General features: G+C 70.6%; 16 protein-coding genes. 8 read left to right on the forward strand and 8 right to left on the reverse strand.

Features of this window, described 5'->3' with window-relative positions:
• Positions 1-33: 33 nt before the first annotated feature.
• From AB5J49_RS17365 to AB5J49_RS17380, 4 genes are all read right to left on the reverse strand, one after another.
• The gene (locus AB5J49_RS17365; RefSeq protein ID WP_369169539.1) at positions 34-426 is read right to left on the reverse strand and encodes a hypothetical protein; all 393 of its coding nucleotides are present in this window, start codon (positions 424-426) and stop codon (positions 34-36) included.
• 93 nt (positions 427-519) lie between these two features.
• Positions 520-4248 carry an ABC transporter ATP-binding protein gene (locus AB5J49_RS17370; RefSeq protein ID WP_369169540.1) on the reverse strand — a complete coding sequence of 1243 codons (3729 nt, stop codon included), beginning with the start codon at positions 4246-4248 and terminating at the stop codon, positions 520-522.
• A gap of 137 nt (positions 4249-4385) precedes the next feature.
• The gene (locus tag AB5J49_RS17375; RefSeq protein ID WP_369169541.1) at positions 4386-5450 is read right to left on the reverse strand and encodes an esterase-like activity of phytase family protein; all 1065 of its coding nucleotides are present in this window, start codon (positions 5448-5450) and stop codon (positions 4386-4388) included.
• Between the two features lie 66 nt (positions 5451-5516).
• Entirely contained in the window at positions 5517-6398 is an 882-nt protein-coding gene (locus AB5J49_RS17380) for a serine hydrolase (RefSeq protein ID WP_369169542.1), read from the reverse strand.
• Between the two features lie 61 nt (positions 6399-6459).
• Here AB5J49_RS17380 and AB5J49_RS17385 point away from each other — a divergent pair, with 61 nt between their 5' ends.
• Complete coding sequence (locus AB5J49_RS17385) at positions 6460-6975, forward strand: nucleotidyltransferase domain-containing protein (RefSeq protein ID WP_369169543.1); 516 nt, start codon at positions 6460-6462, stop codon at positions 6973-6975.
• Between the two features lie 12 nt (positions 6976-6987).
• Here the strand turns inward: AB5J49_RS17385 and AB5J49_RS17390 are convergent, their stop codons facing one another.
• Complete coding sequence (locus tag AB5J49_RS17390) at positions 6988-7269, reverse strand: hypothetical protein (RefSeq protein ID WP_369175168.1); 282 nt, start codon at positions 7267-7269, stop codon at positions 6988-6990.
• 358 nt (positions 7270-7627) lie between these two features.
• Here AB5J49_RS17390 and AB5J49_RS17395 point away from each other — a divergent pair, with 358 nt between their 5' ends.
• From AB5J49_RS17395 to AB5J49_RS17420, 6 genes are all read left to right on the forward strand, one after another.
• On the forward strand, positions 7628-8422 hold the full coding sequence (locus AB5J49_RS17395) for a helix-turn-helix domain-containing protein (protein WP_369169544.1): 795 nt from the start codon (positions 7628-7630) through the stop codon (positions 8420-8422).
• Complete coding sequence (locus tag AB5J49_RS17400) at positions 8415-8630, forward strand: DUF397 domain-containing protein (protein ID WP_369169545.1); 216 nt, start codon at positions 8415-8417, stop codon at positions 8628-8630. Before AB5J49_RS17395 ends, AB5J49_RS17400 begins: the two co-directional genes overlap by 8 nt.
• A gap of 96 nt (positions 8631-8726) precedes the next feature.
• Positions 8727-9434: a hypothetical protein gene (locus tag AB5J49_RS17405; RefSeq protein WP_369169546.1), complete on the forward strand. Its 708-nt coding sequence runs from the start codon at positions 8727-8729 to the stop codon at positions 9432-9434.
• A gap of 133 nt (positions 9435-9567) precedes the next feature.
• Positions 9568-11802, forward strand: a complete 2235-nt coding sequence (locus AB5J49_RS17410; protein WP_369169547.1) for an ArnT family glycosyltransferase — start codon at positions 9568-9570, stop codon at positions 11800-11802.
• A gap of 194 nt (positions 11803-11996) precedes the next feature.
• Positions 11997-12803: an endonuclease I family protein gene (locus AB5J49_RS17415; RefSeq protein WP_369169548.1), complete on the forward strand. Its 807-nt coding sequence runs from the start codon at positions 11997-11999 to the stop codon at positions 12801-12803.
• A gap of 130 nt (positions 12804-12933) precedes the next feature.
• Positions 12934-13167: a hypothetical protein gene (locus AB5J49_RS17420; protein ID WP_369169549.1), complete on the forward strand. Its 234-nt coding sequence runs from the start codon at positions 12934-12936 to the stop codon at positions 13165-13167.
• Between the two features lie 12 nt (positions 13168-13179).
• Here the strand turns inward: AB5J49_RS17420 and AB5J49_RS17425 are convergent, their stop codons facing one another.
• From AB5J49_RS17425 to AB5J49_RS17435, 3 genes are read right to left on the reverse strand one after another with little or no spacing between them, the layout of a single operon-like run.
• Complete coding sequence (locus tag AB5J49_RS17425) at positions 13180-14880, reverse strand: thiamine pyrophosphate-binding protein (protein WP_369169550.1); 1701 nt, start codon at positions 14878-14880, stop codon at positions 13180-13182.
• On the reverse strand, positions 14877-15857 hold the full coding sequence (speB, locus tag AB5J49_RS17430; RefSeq protein WP_369169551.1) for an agmatinase: 981 nt from the start codon (positions 15855-15857) through the stop codon (positions 14877-14879). The genes AB5J49_RS17425 and speB overlap by 4 nt, the downstream gene beginning before the upstream one ends.
• Positions 15858-15911: 54 nt before the next feature.
• Entirely contained in the window at positions 15912-17384 is a 1473-nt protein-coding gene (locus AB5J49_RS17435; protein ID WP_369169552.1) for a sodium:solute symporter, read from the reverse strand.
• A 128-nt stretch (positions 17385-17512) separates the two neighbouring features.
• Here AB5J49_RS17435 and AB5J49_RS17440 point away from each other — a divergent pair, with 128 nt between their 5' ends.
• A complete protein-coding gene (locus tag AB5J49_RS17440; protein ID WP_369169553.1) occupies positions 17513-19216 on the forward strand; it encodes a helix-turn-helix domain-containing protein in 1704 nt (567 codons plus the stop codon).
• The last annotated feature ends 60 nt before the right edge of the window (positions 19217-19276 follow it).

Consider the following 19276-nt stretch of genomic DNA (forward strand, 5'->3'; position numbering starts at 1 on the left):
CCGGCCGGTGTGAGGCCGGTCAGCCGGCGCCGGTCAGCACAGGATCCAGCCCTTGCTCACCGAGCCGCTGCCCACCCGCCCCTTCACCCGCACGCACCGCTGCCCGGCGTGCACCGTCACCGGTCCCGCCTGGTGGCTGTAGTACCACTCGTCGACGACCGGGTTGGCGCGGCGGGCCTGCACGCTGACCATCATCCACTGCTTGCGGCCGGGATCCTTGGGCTTGGTGATGGCGCAGACGTAGCCGGCCCGCTTGTAGACGTACAGCGTGCCGGTGGAGAACGGGTACGTCTTGACCTTGCGTCCCTCGCACCGCGTGGGGGCGGCTGCCTGCGCCTCGGCCGGAGCCGCGACCGCGAGCAGGCCGGACGCGGTCAGCAACGCCAGGCCGACCGCCACCCGTCGGCGTATCGCTCCTGTGTCCACAGTGTTGTCCTCCCCGTACACCGGCAATGAGCGTACTGGTGTACGGACGCACGGCGTATGCCGGATGGTTGCACGGCCGTCAGGCGGACCCGGTCACCGGGCCGCCCCGACCGGCTCCTCCGGCTCGGCCTGTCCGAGGAAGGCCCGCCACAGCTCCGCGTACCGCCCGCCCCGCGCCAGCAGCTCCTCGTGCGTGCCGTCCTCGGCGACCCTGCCGTGGTCCATCACCACGACCCGGTCCGCGCGGGCGGCCGTCGTCAGGCGGTGGGCGACGACGAGGGTCGTACGGCGGCCCGCGAGACGGTCCGTCGCCTGGTTGACCTGGGCCTCCGTGGCCAGGTCCAGCGCGGCCGTCGCCTCGTCGAGAAGCAGGATGTCGGGGTCGACCAGCTCGGCGCGGGCAAGGGCGATCAGCTGGCGTTGCCCGGCGGAGAGGTTGCGGCCGCGCTCGGCGACCTCGTGGAGGTAGCCGCCGTCGAGGGTCGCGATCATCTCGTGGGCGCCCACCGCCCGCGCCGCGGCCTCGACCTCGGCGTCCGTCGCGTCCGGGCGGCCGTAGGCGATGGCGTCGCGGACGGTGCCCTGGAAGAGGTAGGCCTCCTGCGGGACGACGCCGAGACGGTGCCGGTACGACGTGATGTCCAGGGAGCGCAGATCCGTGCCGTCGGCCGTGACCCGGCCGCCGGTCGGGTCGTAGAAGCGGGCCACCAGCTTGACGAGGGTCGACTTGCCCGCGCCGGTCTCGCCGACGAAGGCGACCGTCTGCCCGGCGGGGATGCGCAGGTCGATCCCGCGCAGGGCCGCGTCCCCCTCGTCGACGCCCCCGTACTTGAAGTGCACGTCCTCGAAGGCCACCTCGCCCCGCAGCGACAGCACCTCCAGCGGCTCCTTCGCCGCCTTCGTCGACGTCGGCTCCTGGAGCAGTTCCTGGATGCGGCCGAGCGAGACCGTGGCCTGCTGGTAGCCGTCGAAGACCTGGGAGAGCTGCTGGACCGGGGCGAAGAACAGGTCGATGTAGAGCAGGTACGCCACCAGCGCGCCGGTCGTCAGCGTCGCGTCGTCGATCCGGGCCCCGCCCGCGATCAGCACCGCCGCCGCGGCCGCCGACGACAGGAACTGCACGAAGGGGAAGTAGATGGAGATCAGCCACTGGCCCCGGATACGGGCCTGGCGGTAGCTGTCACTGCGCTCGGCGAACCGCGCGCCGCCGTCCCGCTCGCGCCGGAAGGCCTGCACGATCCGCAGCCCGGACACCGACTCCTGAAGGTCGGCGTTGACCAACGACACGCGCTCACGGGCGAGTTCGTACGCCTTCACGCTCGCCCGGCGGAAGAAGAACGTCGCGACGATCAGCGGCGGCAGCGTCGCGAAGACGACGAGCGCCAGCTGAAGGTCGAGCACCAGCAGGGCGACCATGATGCCGAAGAAGGTGACGACGGAGACGAAGGCGGTGACCAGGCCGGTCTGCAGGAACGTCGACAGCGCGTCGACGTCCGTCGTCATCCGCGTCATGATCCGCCCGGTCAACTCCCGCTCGTAGTAGTCGAGTCCGAGCCGCTGGAGCTGGGCGAAGATCTTCAGGCGGAGGGAGTACAGGACGCGTTCGCCGGTGCGCCCGGTCATCCGGGTCTCGCCGATCTGCGCCGCCCACTGGGCGATCACGGAGAGCAGGGCGAGGAGGGAGGCCGCCCAGACGGCGCCGAGGGCGACCTGCGTGACGCCCGAGTCGATGCCGTGCCGGATCAGGACCGGGAGCAGCAGGCCCATGCCGGCGTCCACGGCGACGAGGCCGAGGCTGATCAGCAGGGGCAGCCCGAAGCCTCGTAGCAGCCGTTTCAGGCCGTACGACTCCTCCGGCCGGACCGCACGGGCCTCGTCGATGTCGGGGGTGTCGGCCGCCGGGGGCAGCGCCTCCACCTGGGCGAGGAGCTCGGGCGTGGCCGGGGACTCCGTCAGCGCCAGGTCCTTGCGCTCCCGGTCGCCGGTCCACAGACGGGGGGTCACTCCGCGCTCGGCGTCGAACTCGGCGTCCAGTTCGTCGCGTACGGAGGTGTCCTCCCGGGGGCAGGCGGGCTGGGCGTGGCCGGGTGAGACACCGCCGAGTTCGTCGGGGTCGGTGAGCAGGCGGCGGTAGAGGGCGGACCGCTCCTGGAGCTCCTCGTGGGTGCCGATGTCGGCGAGGCGTCCGGCGTCCAGGACGGCGATGCGGTCGGCGAGGCCCAGGGTGGAACGGCGGTGCGCGATGAGGAGGGTGGTGCGGCCCTCCATGACGTGCCCCAGCGCCTCATGGATCTCGTGCTCGACACGGGCGTCCACCGCAGAGGTCGCGTCGTCGAGGACGAGCAGCCGGGGGTCGGTCAGGATCGCGCGGGCGAGCGCGATGCGCTGGCGCTGGCCGCCGGAGAGGGTGAGGCCGTGCTCGCCGACCTTGGTGGCGTAGCCCTCGGGCAGCTCGGCGATGAAACGGTCCGCCTGGGCGGTGCGCGCGGCGGCCTCGATCTCCTCGTCGGAGGCGTCCGGGCGGCCGTACGCGATGTTGCTGCGGACCGTGTCCGAGAAGAGGAAGGAGTCCTCCGGCACCAGCCCGATCGCGGCCCGCAGCGAGTCGAAGGTCAGCTCACGGACGTCGTGGCCGCCGACGAGGACGGCACCGCGCGTCACGTCGTAGAAGCGCGGGAGGAGGAGGGAGACCGTGGACTTGCCGGAGCCGGAGGAGCCGACGACGGCGAGGGTCTCGCCGGGGCGGATCTCGAAGCTGAGTCCGTCGAGGACCGGGCGCTCGTCGTCGTAACCGAAGGACACGTCGTCGAACTCGACGGTCGCGGGCGCGTCGGCCGGCAGCGTCTTGGAGCCCTCCTTGATCGACGGCTCGGTGTCGATCAGCTCCAGCACCCGCTCGGTACCGGCGCGGGCCTGCTGCCCCACCGTGAGGACCATGGCGAGCATCCGGACCGGGCCGACCAGCTGGGCGAGGTAGGTGGAGAAGGCGACGAACGTACCGAGCGTGATGTGCCCGCGCACCGCCAGCCAGCCGCCGACCGCGAGCATGGCGACCTGCCCGAGCGCCGGGACGGCCTGGAGCGCCGGGGTGTACTTCGAGTTGAACCGGATGGTGCGCAGCCGCCCCGCGAAGAGCCGCCGGCTGACCTCCCTGAGCTTCCCGGTCTCCTGCTCCTCCTGCCCGAAGCCCTTCACCACGCGTACGCCGCTGACGGCCCCGTCGACCACGCCCGCGACGGCGGCGGCCTGGGCCTGGGCGTACCAGGTGGCCGGGTGCAGCTTGGTGCGGCTGCGCCCCGCGATCCACCACAGGGCGGGGGCCACCGCGAGGGCGACGAGCGTCAGCGGCAGCGACAGCCACGCCATGACGACCAGGGATATCAGGAAGAGCGCGAAGTTCCCGATGGTCATCGGGAGCATGAAGAGCAGGCCCTGGATCAACTGGAGGTCACTGGTCGCCCGCCCGACGACCTGTCCCGTGGACAGCTCGTCCTGCCGCCGCCCGTCGAGCCGGGTGATCGTCCCGAACATCTCCGTGCGCAGATCGTGCTGGACGTCGAGGGCGAGGCGGCCGCCGTAGTAGCGGCGGACGTAGGTGAGGACGTAGACGGCGAGGGCCGCGGCGATGAGCAGGCCGGCCCAGACGGCCATGGAGCGGGCGTGGTCGCCGATGACGTCGTCGATGATCACCTTCGTGATCAGCGGGACGATGGCCATCACGGCCATACCGGCGAGCGAGGAGCCGAGGGCGAGGATCACGTCCTTGGGGTAGCGCCAGGCGTATCCCCACAGTCGCCGTGCCCATCCCCGTTGCGTTCTCACGCCGGTGCCCTCCGTTTTTCGTCCTGAACTACCGGAAGGCACCAACGCGAGACGAGGCGGATTTCATCCCACCGCAATACTCAGGGGACTGCACGGGACTGCTCGGGGGATTGCTCGGGGACTGCACGGGGCTGGATTCAGACGCGTACCCGCAAGTAATAGAACCGCGTCGTCTGCACCGCGTTCTGGTTGTCGTCGCTGACCAGCAGCACCTTCAGGCGCCCCTTCGAGTACCCCGTGACAGCCATGCCCTCGATGTTGTCGAGGAGCGGGTTCGGCTGGGGCTGCTTGGCGGTCGCTCCCAGTGACGGACAGTTCACGAGGTCGGCGAGGAGCGTCTTCTTGATCAGGCGTACGTCGCCCTGACCCGTAAGACTCTCGATGCCGCTCGTGTCCGTCGCACGGCGCGGGTCGGCCAGGTAGAGGCGGACCGTGTTGCCGACGCCGGAGGTGAAGCCGCGCTCCAGGACGAGGAGGCGGCCGTCGGGGGTCGCCTGGACCTCGGGGACGCCGAGGCCGGTGTCGGCGCGGTAGGCGTACTGGCGGCCGAGCTCGAAGGTGCCGCCCGCCGCCCGGGTCCGCTGCCAGGTCTGGAAGCGGACGATGCCGGCGCTGTCGCCGTTCAGCGCGTACTCCATGGACGCCAGCAGGGTGCGGCCGCCGGGGAGCAGGGTCAGCCCCTCGAAGGTGCCGTTGGAGACGGCGCGGCCCGCCGGGGCGACCAACAGCTCGTCCGGCACGGGGAGGCGGTCGAGGATCCTGCCGTCGCGGGAGTATCGGCGTACGGAGGGCTCGGTCTCGGAGGAGATCAGCCGGGTGCCGTCGCGGTCGACGACGAGGCCCTCGGAGTCGAGGGCGGCGCCGCTCTCGTCGGCGAGCGGGACGACGTCCTTCGGCGCGAGCGTCTCCCCGTCCAGACCGAAGAGGGCGGAGCGGTCGGAGACGGCCGCGAGCGAGCCGTCGCGGTCCATGGCGAGCGCGGAGAAGTTGCCGACGAAGGTGCCGTCGTACGTCGTCTTGTCGAGCGCGTCGGAGAAGCGGTCGATGGAGACGGGGGACGAACAGGCATGGCTGTCGAGGCGGCCGTGGCTGTCGTGGCTGTCCTGCGAGTCGGCGCGGGCGTTCGCCGGGCCGGCGGCGGTCAGGCAGGTGGCGGCCGCCAGGCCCGCGGTGACGGTGGCGAGTACGGTTCTCAGGCGCATGGGGGTCACCGTAGGACGGGTGGGTGACGCGAGGTGGGCCGCCGCGTTAAGGGTCGGCTCGAAAGGTCAACTCGCGGCCAGGTCCTTGTGGATGACCTTGGCGACACCCTGAATGGTCGTGATGCCGTAGTTCATGGTGCTGTTGCCGTGCGTGAGCACCGTGATCATGTAGTCGTGGCCGCCGCCCTTGAACGCGCCGACGCTGTGCACCCGCCAGCCGTGGGTGGACCGTGACAGCCAGCCGTTCTTGACCGCCACGGAGACACCGGACGGCGCTCCGTACGGCGTGCCCCAGCGCTGCGAGGAGATGACCTGGCCCATCAGCTTCAGGATGTAGGCGCGGGAGTTGTCGCTGAGCACCGTGTTCTTGGCGGTGATGAGCTTGAGCAGCTTCTGCTCGTCGGTGACGGTGATCTGGGTCAGGCCCCAGTAGCCGTCCGCACCGGGCTTGGTCTGGGTCATGCCGGCGGCGGTGAGGAACCCCTTGATCTTCGTCAGGCCGAGCTGCTTCCAGAGCGTGCTGGTCGACGCGTTGTCCGACTTGGTGATCATGGCCTTGGCGAGGGACACCTCACGGTCGGTGAGGAACCGGTCGTGCTTCTTCGCGTCCCACAGCAGCGCGGCGAGGACGGTGACCTTGACGGCGCTGGCGGAGTCGTAGGCGCTGGAGGCCCGCAGGGCGCAGGTGGTGTTGGTGGAACGGTCGTAGAGGCCGACCGCGATGGTGCCCTTGCGGTTGGCGAGGGCTGCGGTGATGTCCCTCTTCAGCTTGTCGGCGAGCCCGGCCTTGGCGGACGTGCAGCTGACGGTGGGCGCGGTCGCCGCGGCGGCGGGCGAGGCGCCCACGATGCACGGTATGAGCACGCCGGCACCCACGCCTGCGGCGACGAGCGCTCTCGCACGTCCGGAAAGGTTTTTCGACTTCTCGTTCGATGTCCCGTGAGTCATGCCCCTGTTGACTCGCGAGGCCGCGTGAAAGGTTGTACGCGCGTGGGAGGTTGTGAGGGTGATGACTGCTGACGACGTATTGACCGTCCTGACCCTGCTGCGCGAGGCGAGGACCGACGTCTGGATCGGCGGCGGCTGGGGCATCGACGCCCTGCTCGGCGAGCAGACCCGCCCGCGGCGGAGCCGCTATGGGATGCAGCATCGCGACCTGGACCTGATGCACCGCCAGGAACAGGAGTCGGCGGTGGTGACGGCCCTTGCGGGGGCGGGCTTCGTGGAGACCCTGGACTGGCGGCCGGTCCGCTTCATGGTCACGGCACCGGACGGCCGGGAGATCGATCTGCACCCGCTGGTCTTCGCCGGGGACGGCTCCGGGGTGCAGGCGTCACTGGAGCCGTCGCAGCCGTTCGTCTACCCCGCGTCGGCCTTCGTGGCGGGCGAGATCGGCGGGAGGCCGGTCCCGTGTCTGTCCGCCGAGCAGCAGGTCTGCTTCCTCCAGGGGTACGAGCCGGCGGACCGCGACCGGCACGACATGGCGCGGCTGCGCCGCGTTTCCGGGATCGCCACGCACTTCTGATCCCTGGCTGCATTACTCCGGAAGACGTGCGCCCCGGCTCTCCGCGATGCGGCGGACATCGGTCAGCGCCTCGCTCATCCTGGCGAGCAGGAACCGGAGCTGCGCGGGCGTCACCCGGCGGTCGGTGAGCATGTCGGCCACGTGATCGAGGAGGTCGTCGGCCATGTCGAGTTGCACGCTCTCGACGGTGTCGGCCACGCGGGAGACATGGCCGACACCGTCGCTGACGAGGTAACAGGGCTTCCCCTCCGCCCCAGTCCAGGGCAGCAGTCGCGCGCCGCCCATGCCGTTCATGTCTCCCGTCACCTGGTGACTCCCACGACCACTGAGGGCATGCCGCACGACCCGATGCCGATCCCGAGTACAACGGCCGAACGTGTCTCCTGCCGGGGTCGAGAACCGGCGTGAAAGACGGTCGGCCCGTCCGGGTACGGGGTCTGGCCATATGCGGAATTGAGGCACCTGCACGCTCGATCACGCCGTAGCAGTGATTCGAAGAGACGGGCGATGCGGTGGCGCATGTCGTGAACTCCGTTCCCATTCCATTCGATGTATCGCGTTGTGTAGCGATCCACTCACAGAGTGAGACGTCCCGGTCTAGGCTCGCCAGGGGGTTGCGTGTGACCAGGCATTCGTCGCAAGGGAGTTGGCCATGAGCAACACGTACGGTGACTGGCTCAAGCAGCAGCGCGAGACGGCGGGGCTGACGCAGCAGGAGTTGGCCGACCGGGCGATCATGACGCGTTCGCACATTGCCCATATCGAGGCGGGGCGGCGGGTGCCGTCGAAGGAGGACGCTCGGCGGCTGGACAGGGCGCTGGGCACGGGGAATGTGCTGAGCAGCTTTCTGCCCCAGGACAACGAGGCGGTCGCCGACTACTTCGAGGCGGTGCGCGTACTCGAACAACAGGCGGTGATGATCCGCGAGTACGCGCCGGCGTACTTCCCGGGCATCCTCCAGACGAAAAGGTACGCACAGGCGGTCCTGGGCTCGGCGTTCCCTCCGGTGAGTGAGGAGGAACGTGACAGGCGCGTGGTCACACGCCTGGAGCGCGCGAAGATCCTCGAAGATCCGGTGACGCCCGTGGTGTGGGCGCTGCTTGACGAGGCGCTGCTACGTCGCCCTGCGGGCAGCCGGGACGTCATGGCGGAGCAGATCATGCACGTCGCACGTCTCGCCGAGACTGGGCGCATCCGCGCGCATGTGATGCCGTTTGACGTGGGCTTTCATCCACTCATGGGCAGCATGCTCACACTGATGTGGTTCGAGGACCAGCCGCCGCTGGCATACGGTGAGGGTGGGCATACGGCGAGGTTGCACGATTCCCCGTCTGTGGTCCGGAAGTGGCAGCATCGCTACGACCTCGCACTGAGCGACGCGCTGCCGCAGAAGGAGTCACTGGCCCTGCTGCGGGCCATTGCTGAGGAGTACGGACACCATGACTGACCGAACCATCGCAAACGCGGCCGTACTGAGGGGCTGGCGCAAGTCCTCGCACAGCGATGACAACGCGGGCAGTTGCCTCGAAGTCCTCGACGACCACCCCTCAGGCATCCCCGTCCGCGACTCCAAGGTCCCCCACGGCCCGGCACTGGTCTTCTCCGCCGCCAACTGGTCGGCCTTCGTCACAGCAATCAAGGAATCACAGCCCTGAGCCGGCGAAGGCCGAGGAGATAGTTTCGCCTCCCTTCGGGCCAATCATGGGCGCGTAGGCACTCGTACGCACCCTGCCCCGACCACCATGAGCGGGGTGAAGCAGCTGGGCGATGGACACGAACCTGCTCCAACGTTCGACGAGATCCAGGCCAGGGTCGGAAAACGCCTGGACGACGTCGCCAAGATCCTCGCCGGTGCCCTGGTCACGGTGGCCGGGGTCATGACCACGCTGGGGCTGACGAGTGATGTCGTATTCGTCGCGCTCAACAATGAATCGTGGCCCATCTACGTGGCCTCGCTCTGCGCCATCCTCGCCATCGTGTGCAGCATCGTGGCCCTACTCATCCACCCGACCCGGCGGGGCAACCTGTGGGAGACCGCCGTACTGGTGCTCGGAGTGATCTTCTACATGGTCGCGTTGAGCGTGGCGGTCGTCGGCGCGTCCAAAGCGGCAGGTGGGAACGGGCGACCGACGATCACTGACGTCAGACTCGCAGGGCCGAGGGCCGACATGAGGCTGAGCTTCGACGTGCTCGCGGACGGTGTCGACACGTGGGCGAGCATCAACGTATACGCGAACGCCGTGGCCTCTGACGGGGACCCCATCGAATCGCACGACTTCTACGACAGCACCCTCAGGCCCAACGACAGGGGCAAAATCGAACAGCACATTAGCGTGCCGTTCTCGTCCCCACAGGGCGCATGGGGCATCCAAATCAGCGCAGTCACCACAGGCGGGGCCGAACAGTGCGACTCTCGATCAACGCGCGGTCCTACGTGTGCGGTGATCCAGCTTCCCTGACGACCCCAAGGGTTGCGTGAAGGAGGGCAATGTCCTCGCCTGAGCACCGCCTTTGCGGACTCCTTTGAGAATCCACAGGAAAGCGCCAGCTCCGGCACAGCCCGCACCCACCCCCACCTCACACGATGCCCGGGTGACATCAGCCACCGATCCCCACCCCCACACGACCGTGACCCCCGACGTGCCACCGCAGGCCCCACCGTCGGCCCCACCCGCCGCGCCCCCGGACAGGGCACCCCGCTGGTCACTCCCCGCGCTGATCGCGATCCTGATCCTGGCGGCGGTGCTGTACTCCTGGAACCTCTCCGGCTCCAGCCTCAACAGCTTCTACAGCGCGGCCGTACTGAGCGGCACGCAGAGCTGGAAGGCGTGGTTCTTCGGCTCGTTGGACGCGGGCAACTTCCTCACCGTCGACAAGCCGCCGTTCGCCCTGATGGTGATGGGCCTGTCGTGCCGCCTCTTCGGCTACGGCACCTGGCAGATGATGCTGCCGATGCTCCTGGTCGCGCTGGCGACGATCTGGATCGTGCACGCCTCGGTGAAGCGGGTGTGGGGCCACGGCGCGGCGACGGTCGCGGCGCTCGTACTGGCCCTGACCCCGATCACGATCGCCATCAACCGTGACAACAACCCCGACACACTGCTGGTGTTCCTGATGGCCGGCGGCGCGGCGCTCGCCCTGCGGGCCGTCCACAACGGCAAGTTGCTGCCGCTGGTCGGATCCGCGGTGTGCTTCGGCCTCGCGTTCAACACGAAGATGCTCCAGGGCTACATCGCGCTGCCCGCCGTCTTCGCGGTCTACCTCTACGCGGCGAAGCCGAAGCTCGTGAAGCGGATCGTCAACCTGCTCATTGCCGGTGTCGCGCTCGCCGTCTCCAGCTTCTGGTGGGCGGCGGCGGTGTCGCTCGTGCCCGCCGACGACCGCCCGTACATCGGCGGTTCGACGGACGGCACGGCCTGGGACCTGATCATGGGCTACAACGGCCTCGGCCGGGTCTTCGGCGGCGAGGGCAACGGCGGGGGCGGCGGGGGCGGAGGCGGAGGCTTCTCCGGGACCGCCGGGATCGGGCGTCTGTTCAACGACATCCTCGGCGGCCAGATCTCCTGGCTGATCCCCTTCGCCGCGATCGCGTGCGTCGGCGGCCTGGTGCTGTGCGGGCGCGCCCCGCGCACCGACCTCACCCGCGCCGCGCTGCTGATGTGGGGCGGCTGGACCGCGCTGCACTACCTGACCTTCGCCATGGCCGAGGGCACGATGCACCCGTACTACACGACCGCGCTCGCCCCCGGCATCGCGGCCCTGTGCGGGGGCGGCGGCGTGATGCTGCTGCGCGCGTTCCGCGCCGACAAGCGGTGGGCGTGGGTGCTGCCGGCAGGTCTGGCGGTCACGGCGATCTGGGCCGTCGTACTCCTGCGGCGGGCCTCCGGTTGGAACACCTGGCTGTGGCCGGCGATCGCCGTCGTCATGGCGCTGGCGATCGTGGGGCTGCTCGTCTTCCGGTCCGCGTCCGGGAATCGGCTGCGGCTGCTGGCGGCCTCCGTCACGGCGGCCGTCGTCGCCGCGGTGGCGGGTCCGGCGGCGTACGCCTGGTCGGTGCCGTCCGGTTCGGGCGGCGGCATGGGCGGTACGAACCCGACGGCCGGGCCTTCGACGGGGAGCGGCTTCGGCGGCGGCCCCGGTGGGGGCGGTGGCGGCGGCCGGGGTGGCTTCGGTGGTGGGCAGATGCCGGGTGGCACGCAACAAGGTGGCCAGAACAGCCAGCAGGGCGGATTCCCGGGCGGCCAGAACGGCCAAGCTCCCGGCGGCACCGGCGAGATGGGCGGTACGCCGCCCAACAGCACCGGCACCGGCACCGGCGGCACCGCCCCCGGCGGGACGGGCACGGGCAACAGCGGGGGAGGTGGGGCCCTGCCGGGCGGTATGGGCGGCGGAGGCGGCGGTATGGGCGGCGGCGCGAGCCGCGAGCTCATCACGTACCTCAAGAAGCACCAGGACGGCGCCAAGTGGCTGCTGGCGGTGTCGAGTTCGCAGAGCGCGGCGCAGCTGATCCTGAGCAGCGGTGAGCCCGTCATCTCCATGTGGGGCTGGTCCGGCTCCGACAAGGCGATGACCCTGGCCAGGCTCAAGGAGCTGGTGAAGAAGGGCGAGTTGCACTACATCCAGATCGGTGGCGGCGGCATGGGCGGCGGCCCCGGCGGCGGCAGCGGCGTCAGCTCCGAGGTCACGGAGTGGGTGCAGAAGAACGGGACGGCGGTGAAGGAGAGCGAGTACAGCTCCAACTCCTCGTCCTCGTCGTCCTCCTCCTCATCCTCTTCGCAGAGCACCCAGTCGACCATCTACCGCCTGGACCCGTCGGACGTCGGCTGACGCCGACCCGGAACCCCGCGCAACGGCCCCGACTCCCTGTCGGGGCCGTTTCGTCGTTTCAACTCGCGTAGACAGCCCCGATTTGCCGTTTCCCGTCACCCAATGGACACGCGCAAGCTCTCGACACCACCGCATGTCCATGCCACTCTCCCGTTTGCCGCCTCCATTCAACCCGCGTAGATGGGACACCCCACATGCTGGCGACACGCATACGCCCCCGCTGGAAGTCAGTGGCACTGACGACGGCCGCCGTCCTGGTCGGCCTCGCGACCCCGGCGCTCACCGCGGCCCCTGCCGCGGCGACGACGACTGCGTACGACGACACGTACTACGCCGACGCGATCGGCAAGTCCGGCACGGCCCTGAAGGACTCGCTGCACACGATCATCAGCGACCAGACGAAGATCTCGTACTCCGCCGTCTGGAACGCGCTCAAGGCCGCTGACCAGGACCCGAACAACAGCAGCAACGTGATCCTGCTGTACAGCGGCGCCTCCCGCAGCAAGTCCCTCAACGGCGGCGACGTCGGCGACTGGAACCGCGAGCACACCTGGGCCAAGTCCCACGGCGACTTCGGCGAGGGGACCGGCCCCGGCACCGACCTGCACCATCTGCGCGCCTGCGACGTGACGATCAACAGCACCCGCGGCAACCTGGACTTCGACAACGGCGGCAGCACCGTCACCAACGGCGGCGGCAGCCTCGTCGACTCCGACTCCTTCCAGCCGCGCGCCGCGGACAAGGGCGACGTGGCCCGCATGATCCTCTACATGGCCGTGCGCTACGAGGGTGACGACGGCTTCGCCGACCTGGAGCCCAACGAGAAGGTGGGCAACGGCAGCAACCCGTTCATGGGCAAGCTCGCCATCCTCAAGCAGTGGAACGAGCAGGACCCGCCGAGCGCCTTCGAGGAGCGGCGCAACCAGGTCATCTACGACACGTACCAGCACAACCGCAACCCGTTCATCGACCACCCGGAGTGGGTCGAGGCGATCTGGTAGGCGACAGGGCCGCCCTGCTCAGTCGCCATAGAGCCATGGACGCGCCAGGGGCCTCGTCGGCCCCTGGCGCGCTCGGGCACCACCTGTGCAGCGGAATAACCTGCGCCGATCCGATGCCGTTGACCCGGCTATGAAGAAGATCAGCGCGCTCGCCGCGCTCACCATGGCAGGCCTCCTACTCGCCACACCGGCCCACGCCGACAACGGCGACCGGGGCCGTATCAACATCGCCGGCTACCGGGACTTCTCCACCGCCAACCTCTGCAGGCAGGCGATCGGGCTCATCCCAGTGGCCGCCCCGTGGACGGGCGCCGCGTTGGAGGACGCCTGCAACAACCGCGACCACGCCGAGATGCGCGACTAGGCAGCCGGGGCATCACGTCGTGAGGTGCGTCGGCGCGAACATCCGCAGCACCGCCGGGAGCACGACCACCGACGGGCCGGCGGTCTGAAGGGCCTTCGCCAGATCCGCCTCCAGTGTCTCCGGGGTCGTACGGACCCCGGGGACACCGAAGGACTCGGCCAGCGCCACGTAGTCCGGCCGCGTCAGCTCCGTCGCCGTCGCCTCACCGAAGGCGTCCGTCATGTACTCGCGCAGGATGCCGTAGCCGCCGTCGTCGACGATGAGCCAGGTGACGTTCAGGTCGTACTGGCGGGCCGTCGCGAGCTCGGCGATCGAGTACAGGGCCCCTCCGTCACCGGAGACCGCCAGCACCGGCCGGGTCGGATCCGCGGCCGCCGCGCCGAGGGCCGCCGGGAAGCCGTAGCCGAGGCCGCCGGCACCCTGGGCGGAGTGCATGTGGTTGGGGCCCTTGGCGTCGAAGGCCGACCAGGCCCAGTACGCGAGGATCGTCATGTCCCAGAAGGACGGGGAGTCGGCGGGGAGGGCGCGGCGTACGGACGCCAACACCCCCTGTTCCAGGGTGAGTTCCTGGGCGTCGATGCGGTCGGCGACCTTCGCGAGGACCTCACGGACACGCTCCGGCGCCGACGGGGACGCCCCGCCGTCCTCCCGTTCCGTCACCGTCTCCAGCAGCGCCTGCAAGGCCAGCCGCGCATCCGCGTGGATGCCCAGCGCGGGGTGGTTGGACTCCAGCTTGCCGAGGTCGGCCTCGATCTGGATGACGCGGCCGCGCGGCTTGAACGTGTGGTAGTTCGAGGACAGTTCGCCCAGGCCCGAGCCGACGACGAGGAGTACGTCGGCGTCCTCCAGGAAGTCCGTCGTGTGCCGGTCCTCGATCCACGACTGGAGGGACAGCGGGTGCTTCCAGGGGAACGCGCCCTTGCCGCCGGGGGTCGTGACGACCGGTGCCTGGAGCGTCTCCGCCAGCTGCTTCAGCTTGCCCGAGGCGTCCGCCCGTACCACTCCCCCGCCCGCGATGATCGCCGGACGGGCGGCTCGCGACAGCAAGTCGGCCGCCACCGCCGTCAGTTCGGGGCGCGGCGGCAGCTCCTCGGGGAAGGCGTCGCCGCCCGTCACCACCGGGATCGACGTCTGCGCGAGCAGCACGTCCTGCGGGATCTCCACCCACACCGGGCCGTGCGGGGCCGTGAGTGCCGACTTCCAGGCCGCCTCGATGGCGGAGGGGATCTGGGACTGGGTGCGGACGGTGTGGACCGACTTCACCACGCCGCGGAACGACGCCGCCTGGTCCGGGAGTTCGTGCAGATAACCATGCCTGCCGCCGCCCAGTCCCGCCGTCGGGATCTGGCTGCTGATCGCCAGCACGGGGGCCGATGCCGCGGCCGCCTCCTGGAGCGCGGCCAGCGATGTCAGCGCCCCCGGGCCCGTCGACAGCAGCAGGGGGGCCGCCTCGCCCGTGATCCGGCCGTACGCGTCCGCCGCGAACCCGGCGTTGTTCTCCACCCGCAGCCCGAGGTACCGCAGGTCGGAACGGCGTAGCGCGTCGAACATGCCCAGCGCGTGCTGGCCGGGCAGCCCGAAGACCGTCGTCGCGCCGAGCCCGGCCAGCGTCTCCACGACCAGGTCTCCGCCGTTGCGGCCGGCCGGAGGGTTCAGGGCGGCGGCGATCTGCGCCTCCGTCGGGCGGAGTACCAGGTCGTGGTCGTGGGTCACTTGCCGTCGCTCTCCTTACGGGCCGCCGCGATCTGGCGGGACATGATCGTGGTCAGTTCGTACGCCGTGTGGGACGCGGCCACCGACGTGATCTCGGCGTGATCGTACGCGGGCGCCACCTCGACGACGTCCGCGGAGACCAGGTTGCAGGAGGCCAGTCCCCGCAGGATCTCCAGCAGCTCGCGCGAGGTCATGCCGCCCGCCTCGGGGGTGCCGGTGCCGGGGGCGTGCGCCGGGTCGAGGCAGTCGATGTCGATGGAGATGTACAGCGGGCGATCGCCGATGCGCTGGCGCAGCTGGTCGGCGACCTCGTCGGCGCCGCGCCGGTAGACGTCCGCCGACGTGACGATGCCAAAGCCCATCTTCTCGTCGTCGGTCAGGTCCTGCTTGCCGTACAGCGGGCCGCGGATGCCGACGTGGGAGAGGGCGGAGGTGTCGAGGATGCCCTCCTCCACCGCGCGCCGGAAGGGCGTGCCGTGGGTGTACTCCGCGCCGAAGTACGTGTCCCAGGTGTCGAGGTGGGCGTCGAAGTGGAGCAGGGCGACCGGGCCGTGCTTCTTCGCCACCGAGCGCAGCAGCGGGAGCGCGATGGTGTGGTCGCCGCCCAGGGTCATCAGGCGGGCGCCGGTGCCGATCAGGTCGTCGGCGGCGGCCTCGACCGTCTCGACGGCCTCGTTGATGTTGAACGGGTTGACCGCGATGTCGCCGCCGTCCGCCACCTGGGCGAGGGCGAAGGGGGAGGCGTCCTGTGCCGGGTTGTACGGGCGCAGCAGCCTGGAGGCCTCGCGGATCGCGTTGCCGCCGAAGCGGGCGCCCGGCCGGTAGGAGACGCCCGAGTCGAACGGGACGCCGACCACGGCCACGTCGGCGCGGCCGACCTCGTCGAGGCGGGGCAGCCGGGCGAAGGTCGCGGGTCCGGCGTACCGCGGGATGCGGGAGGAGTCGACAGGGCCGCGGGGCGTCTCGTTGCCAGTCATCGTGAAATGCCTTCTTTCCTACGCTTCGTCGCGTATGTACTTCCGCCTGTGACTCTACTGGGGAGCCGGCACCGGTTCGGACACGAGTTCGGGATCCCGCCCGGCGAGACGCTCACGCCAGGCGGCGAGCACGGCCGCGTCGGTCGGCCTTGTCATCAAGGAGACGGCGATGTAGGCGGCGAGGGAAGACAGCAGGCCGTAGTAGACGGGTTCGTTGGCGAGGATGCCGTGGGTCGCCATCAGGACGATCACCGTCACGCCGCCGACGACGACCGAGGCCAGCGCGCCGTGCGCCGTTCCGCGCCGCCACAGCAGCCCGCCCAGGATCGGCACGAGCAGTCCGCCGACGAGGAGGTTGTAGGCGACGGTGAGCGCCTCGACCACGTTGTCGATCGCGATCGCCGTGGCGATGACGGCGAGGCCCATGAGGAGGATGAAGGCGCGGTTGCCCTTCACCTCGTCGTGCGCGCCGTCGTGTGTGTCCTCCGTACGGCGGACCGCGCCCCGCAGCCGCGACCAGATGTCGTTGTTGGCGACGGTCGCGCAGGCGATGAGCGCGCCGGAGGAGGTGGACATCACGGCCGCGAGGGCGGCGGCGAGCACCAGACCCCGTACGCCGACCGGGAGTTCGTCCTTGACGATGGTCGCGAAGGCGTCGTCCGCACTGCCGAGCTCGGGGTAGAGCACCTTGGCCGCGGTACCGATGACGGCACCGGCGAGGGCGTAGGCGAGACAGTAGGCGCCGGCGACGGTGCCGCCCCACTTGGCGGTCCTGTCGCTGCGGGCGGTGAAGACGCGCTGCCAGATGTCCTGCCCGATGAGCATGCCGAAGGTGTAGATCAGGACGTAGGTGAAGATCGTCTCGCCGCCGATGCCGAGCGGATCGAAGTACTCGGTGGGCAGCTGCGCCTTCATCTCGCTGAACCCGCCCGCCTTGACGACGGCGATGGGCAGCAGGAGCAGCAGCACCCCGACCGTCTTCACCACGAACTGCACCATGTCGGTCAGGGTGATCGACCACATGCCGCCGAGCGCCGAGTAGGCGACGACGATCGAGCCGCCGAGGACGATCGCGAGCGTCCGGTTCATGTCGAACAGGACGTCGAAGATCGTGGCGTACGCGATGGTCGACGTGACCGCGAGCATGAGGGTGTACGCCCACATGACGACACCGGAGATGACGCCGGCCCGGCCGCCGTAGCGCAGGTCGAGCATCTCGGAGACGGTGTAGACCTTCAGGCGGGCGATACGGGCGGAGAAGAAGACGGAGAGCGCGAGGAGCCCGAGGCCGATGGTGAACACCATCCAGGCACCGGAGAGCCCGTACTGGTAACCGAGGCCCACACCCCCGATGGTGGACGCGCCGCCGAGGACGATCGCGGCCATGGTGCCGGAGTACATGGCCGGCCCGAGCCGGCGCCCGGCCACCAGGAACTCGCTCTTGGACTTGGCGCGGCGCATGCCCCACCAGCCCATGGCCAGCATGCCGGCCAGATAGACGACGATCACTGTGTAGTCGACGGCCACGGGGACCTCCCTCAATCGAACGCTCGAATCGCCGGGGGGTGACAGACGTCGACACTAGGTGGCCGGAAAGAGACTGCGAAGTGTACGTTTCATCCATCTGAGGTTGCGTGACTGGAGGAAACATCCACATGCCGGACCCGGCCGTTCCGCCCACCCCACCCGTACCGCTCTCGGCGCTCCTGGCCCGCGAGGACCTGGGCCTGCGCCAGATCGCCGGCCCGACGGACGCGGACGGGGAGGGGGCCGGAGACAGGGACAGGGACGGGGACGGGGACGGGGGCACGGTCATCCACTGGGCGCACACCTCGGAGATGGCCGATCCGTATCCGTATCTGCTGGGCGGGGAGCTGCTGCTGACGGCCGGGGTGCACATCCCGGAGGCGGCGGGGTCGGGGACCTACTTCGACGACTACGTGTCGAGGATCGTGGCGGCGGGCGGCGCGGCGCTCGGCTTCGGGCTCGCTCCCGTGCACGACACGGTGCCGCGCGCCCTGGTGGCGGCGTGCGACACGTACGGCCTCCCGCTTCTGGAGGTCCCGCCCCGGACGACCTTCTCGGGCGTGGCCCGCGCGGTCTGGCAGCTCATGGCCCAGGCCCGCCACGCCGAGCTGCGCCGCGTGACGGAGGCCCAGCAGAGCCTGGCGGCGGCGGCCTCCCGCCCGGATCCGGTACGGGCGGTCCTGCGGCAGCTGGCCCAGCGGGTGGGGGGCTGGGCGGTGCTGTACGGGCCGGAGGGGGCGGTGATCGGAGAGGCGGGGCGGGAGGCGCCGGACGATGCGGTGCGGGCGGCGCTGGCGGAGTTGACGGCAGTGGTACGTCCGGTGGTGACCGCAACCGCGGGAGCGGCCGGCCGTGAGACCGCACGGCAGACCGGCGGCTCGCAGGCCACCCGGTCGACCGCCGCCCCGGACTCCGCCGGAACAGCCGCCCGCGCCACCGCACGGCGGGCCACCCGCCTCGAAGCCCCACGTCCGAGCGCCGAGACGCCCCACGCCGTCGCCCGCCCGTCCACGCCTCCCTCCCCCACCTCCGCGACCGACACCATCGCCGGCACCCACCTCGCCACCTACGCCCTCGGCGCCGACCAGGGCTTCGTCCTCGGCGTCGCCGCCCCGCACCGCGAGCCCGGCGACCACACCATCGCCTCCGTCGCCGCCGTGCTCCTCTCCCTCCTCACCGGCGAGCACCAGAGCGGCTCGGGGGCGGCCCGCTCGTCGGCGCTCGTACGGCTGCTGCTGGGTGCCGAGCCGCAGGCGGTGGCCCCGCTGCTGGGCGGCGACCGGTGGCTCGTGGTCCACGGCCGCCCCGACACCCAGCCCTGCGATCCGGTCGCGGCCTCGGCGCTGGGCGCGGCGCTCGGCTCCCCGCTGGTCGACCTGGCGCCGGACGCCGTACGCGTCCTCGTCCCGGCGGACCGCGAACCGTCCCCGCAGCCCGGCTGGACCCTGGGCGTCAGCGCCCCCGCGACCGCGCACGACTGGCCGGCGGCCGACACCCAGGCGGCCCGGGCCCTGTCCCGGGCGAGGGCCACCCGCACACCCCTGTTCCGGCACGGCACGCACCGCCCGGCCCTCACGGACCTGCTCTCCCCCGACGAGGCGCAGGCCCACGCCCGCGCGCTCCTCGCGCCCCTGACCGCGCCCCTCACCGAGACCCTGCGCACCTGGCTCTCCCTGCACGGCAGTTGGGACCGCACGGCCGTCGCCCTGTCCGTCCACCGCAACACCGTCCGGCAACGGATCGCCCGTTGCGCGGCGCTTCTCGACACGGACCTGGACGACCCGGACGTACGGATGGAACTGTGGTTCGCCCTGCGCCACACCGAGCAGTGATCCGGACAGTGACCCGCGTCGCACGCGCACCGGACGCGGGCGTTCCCACAGTTGTCTGCC

The organism is Streptomyces sp. R28, assembly GCF_041052385.1.
GTDB lineage: Bacteria > Actinomycetota > Actinomycetes > Streptomycetales > Streptomycetaceae > Streptomyces.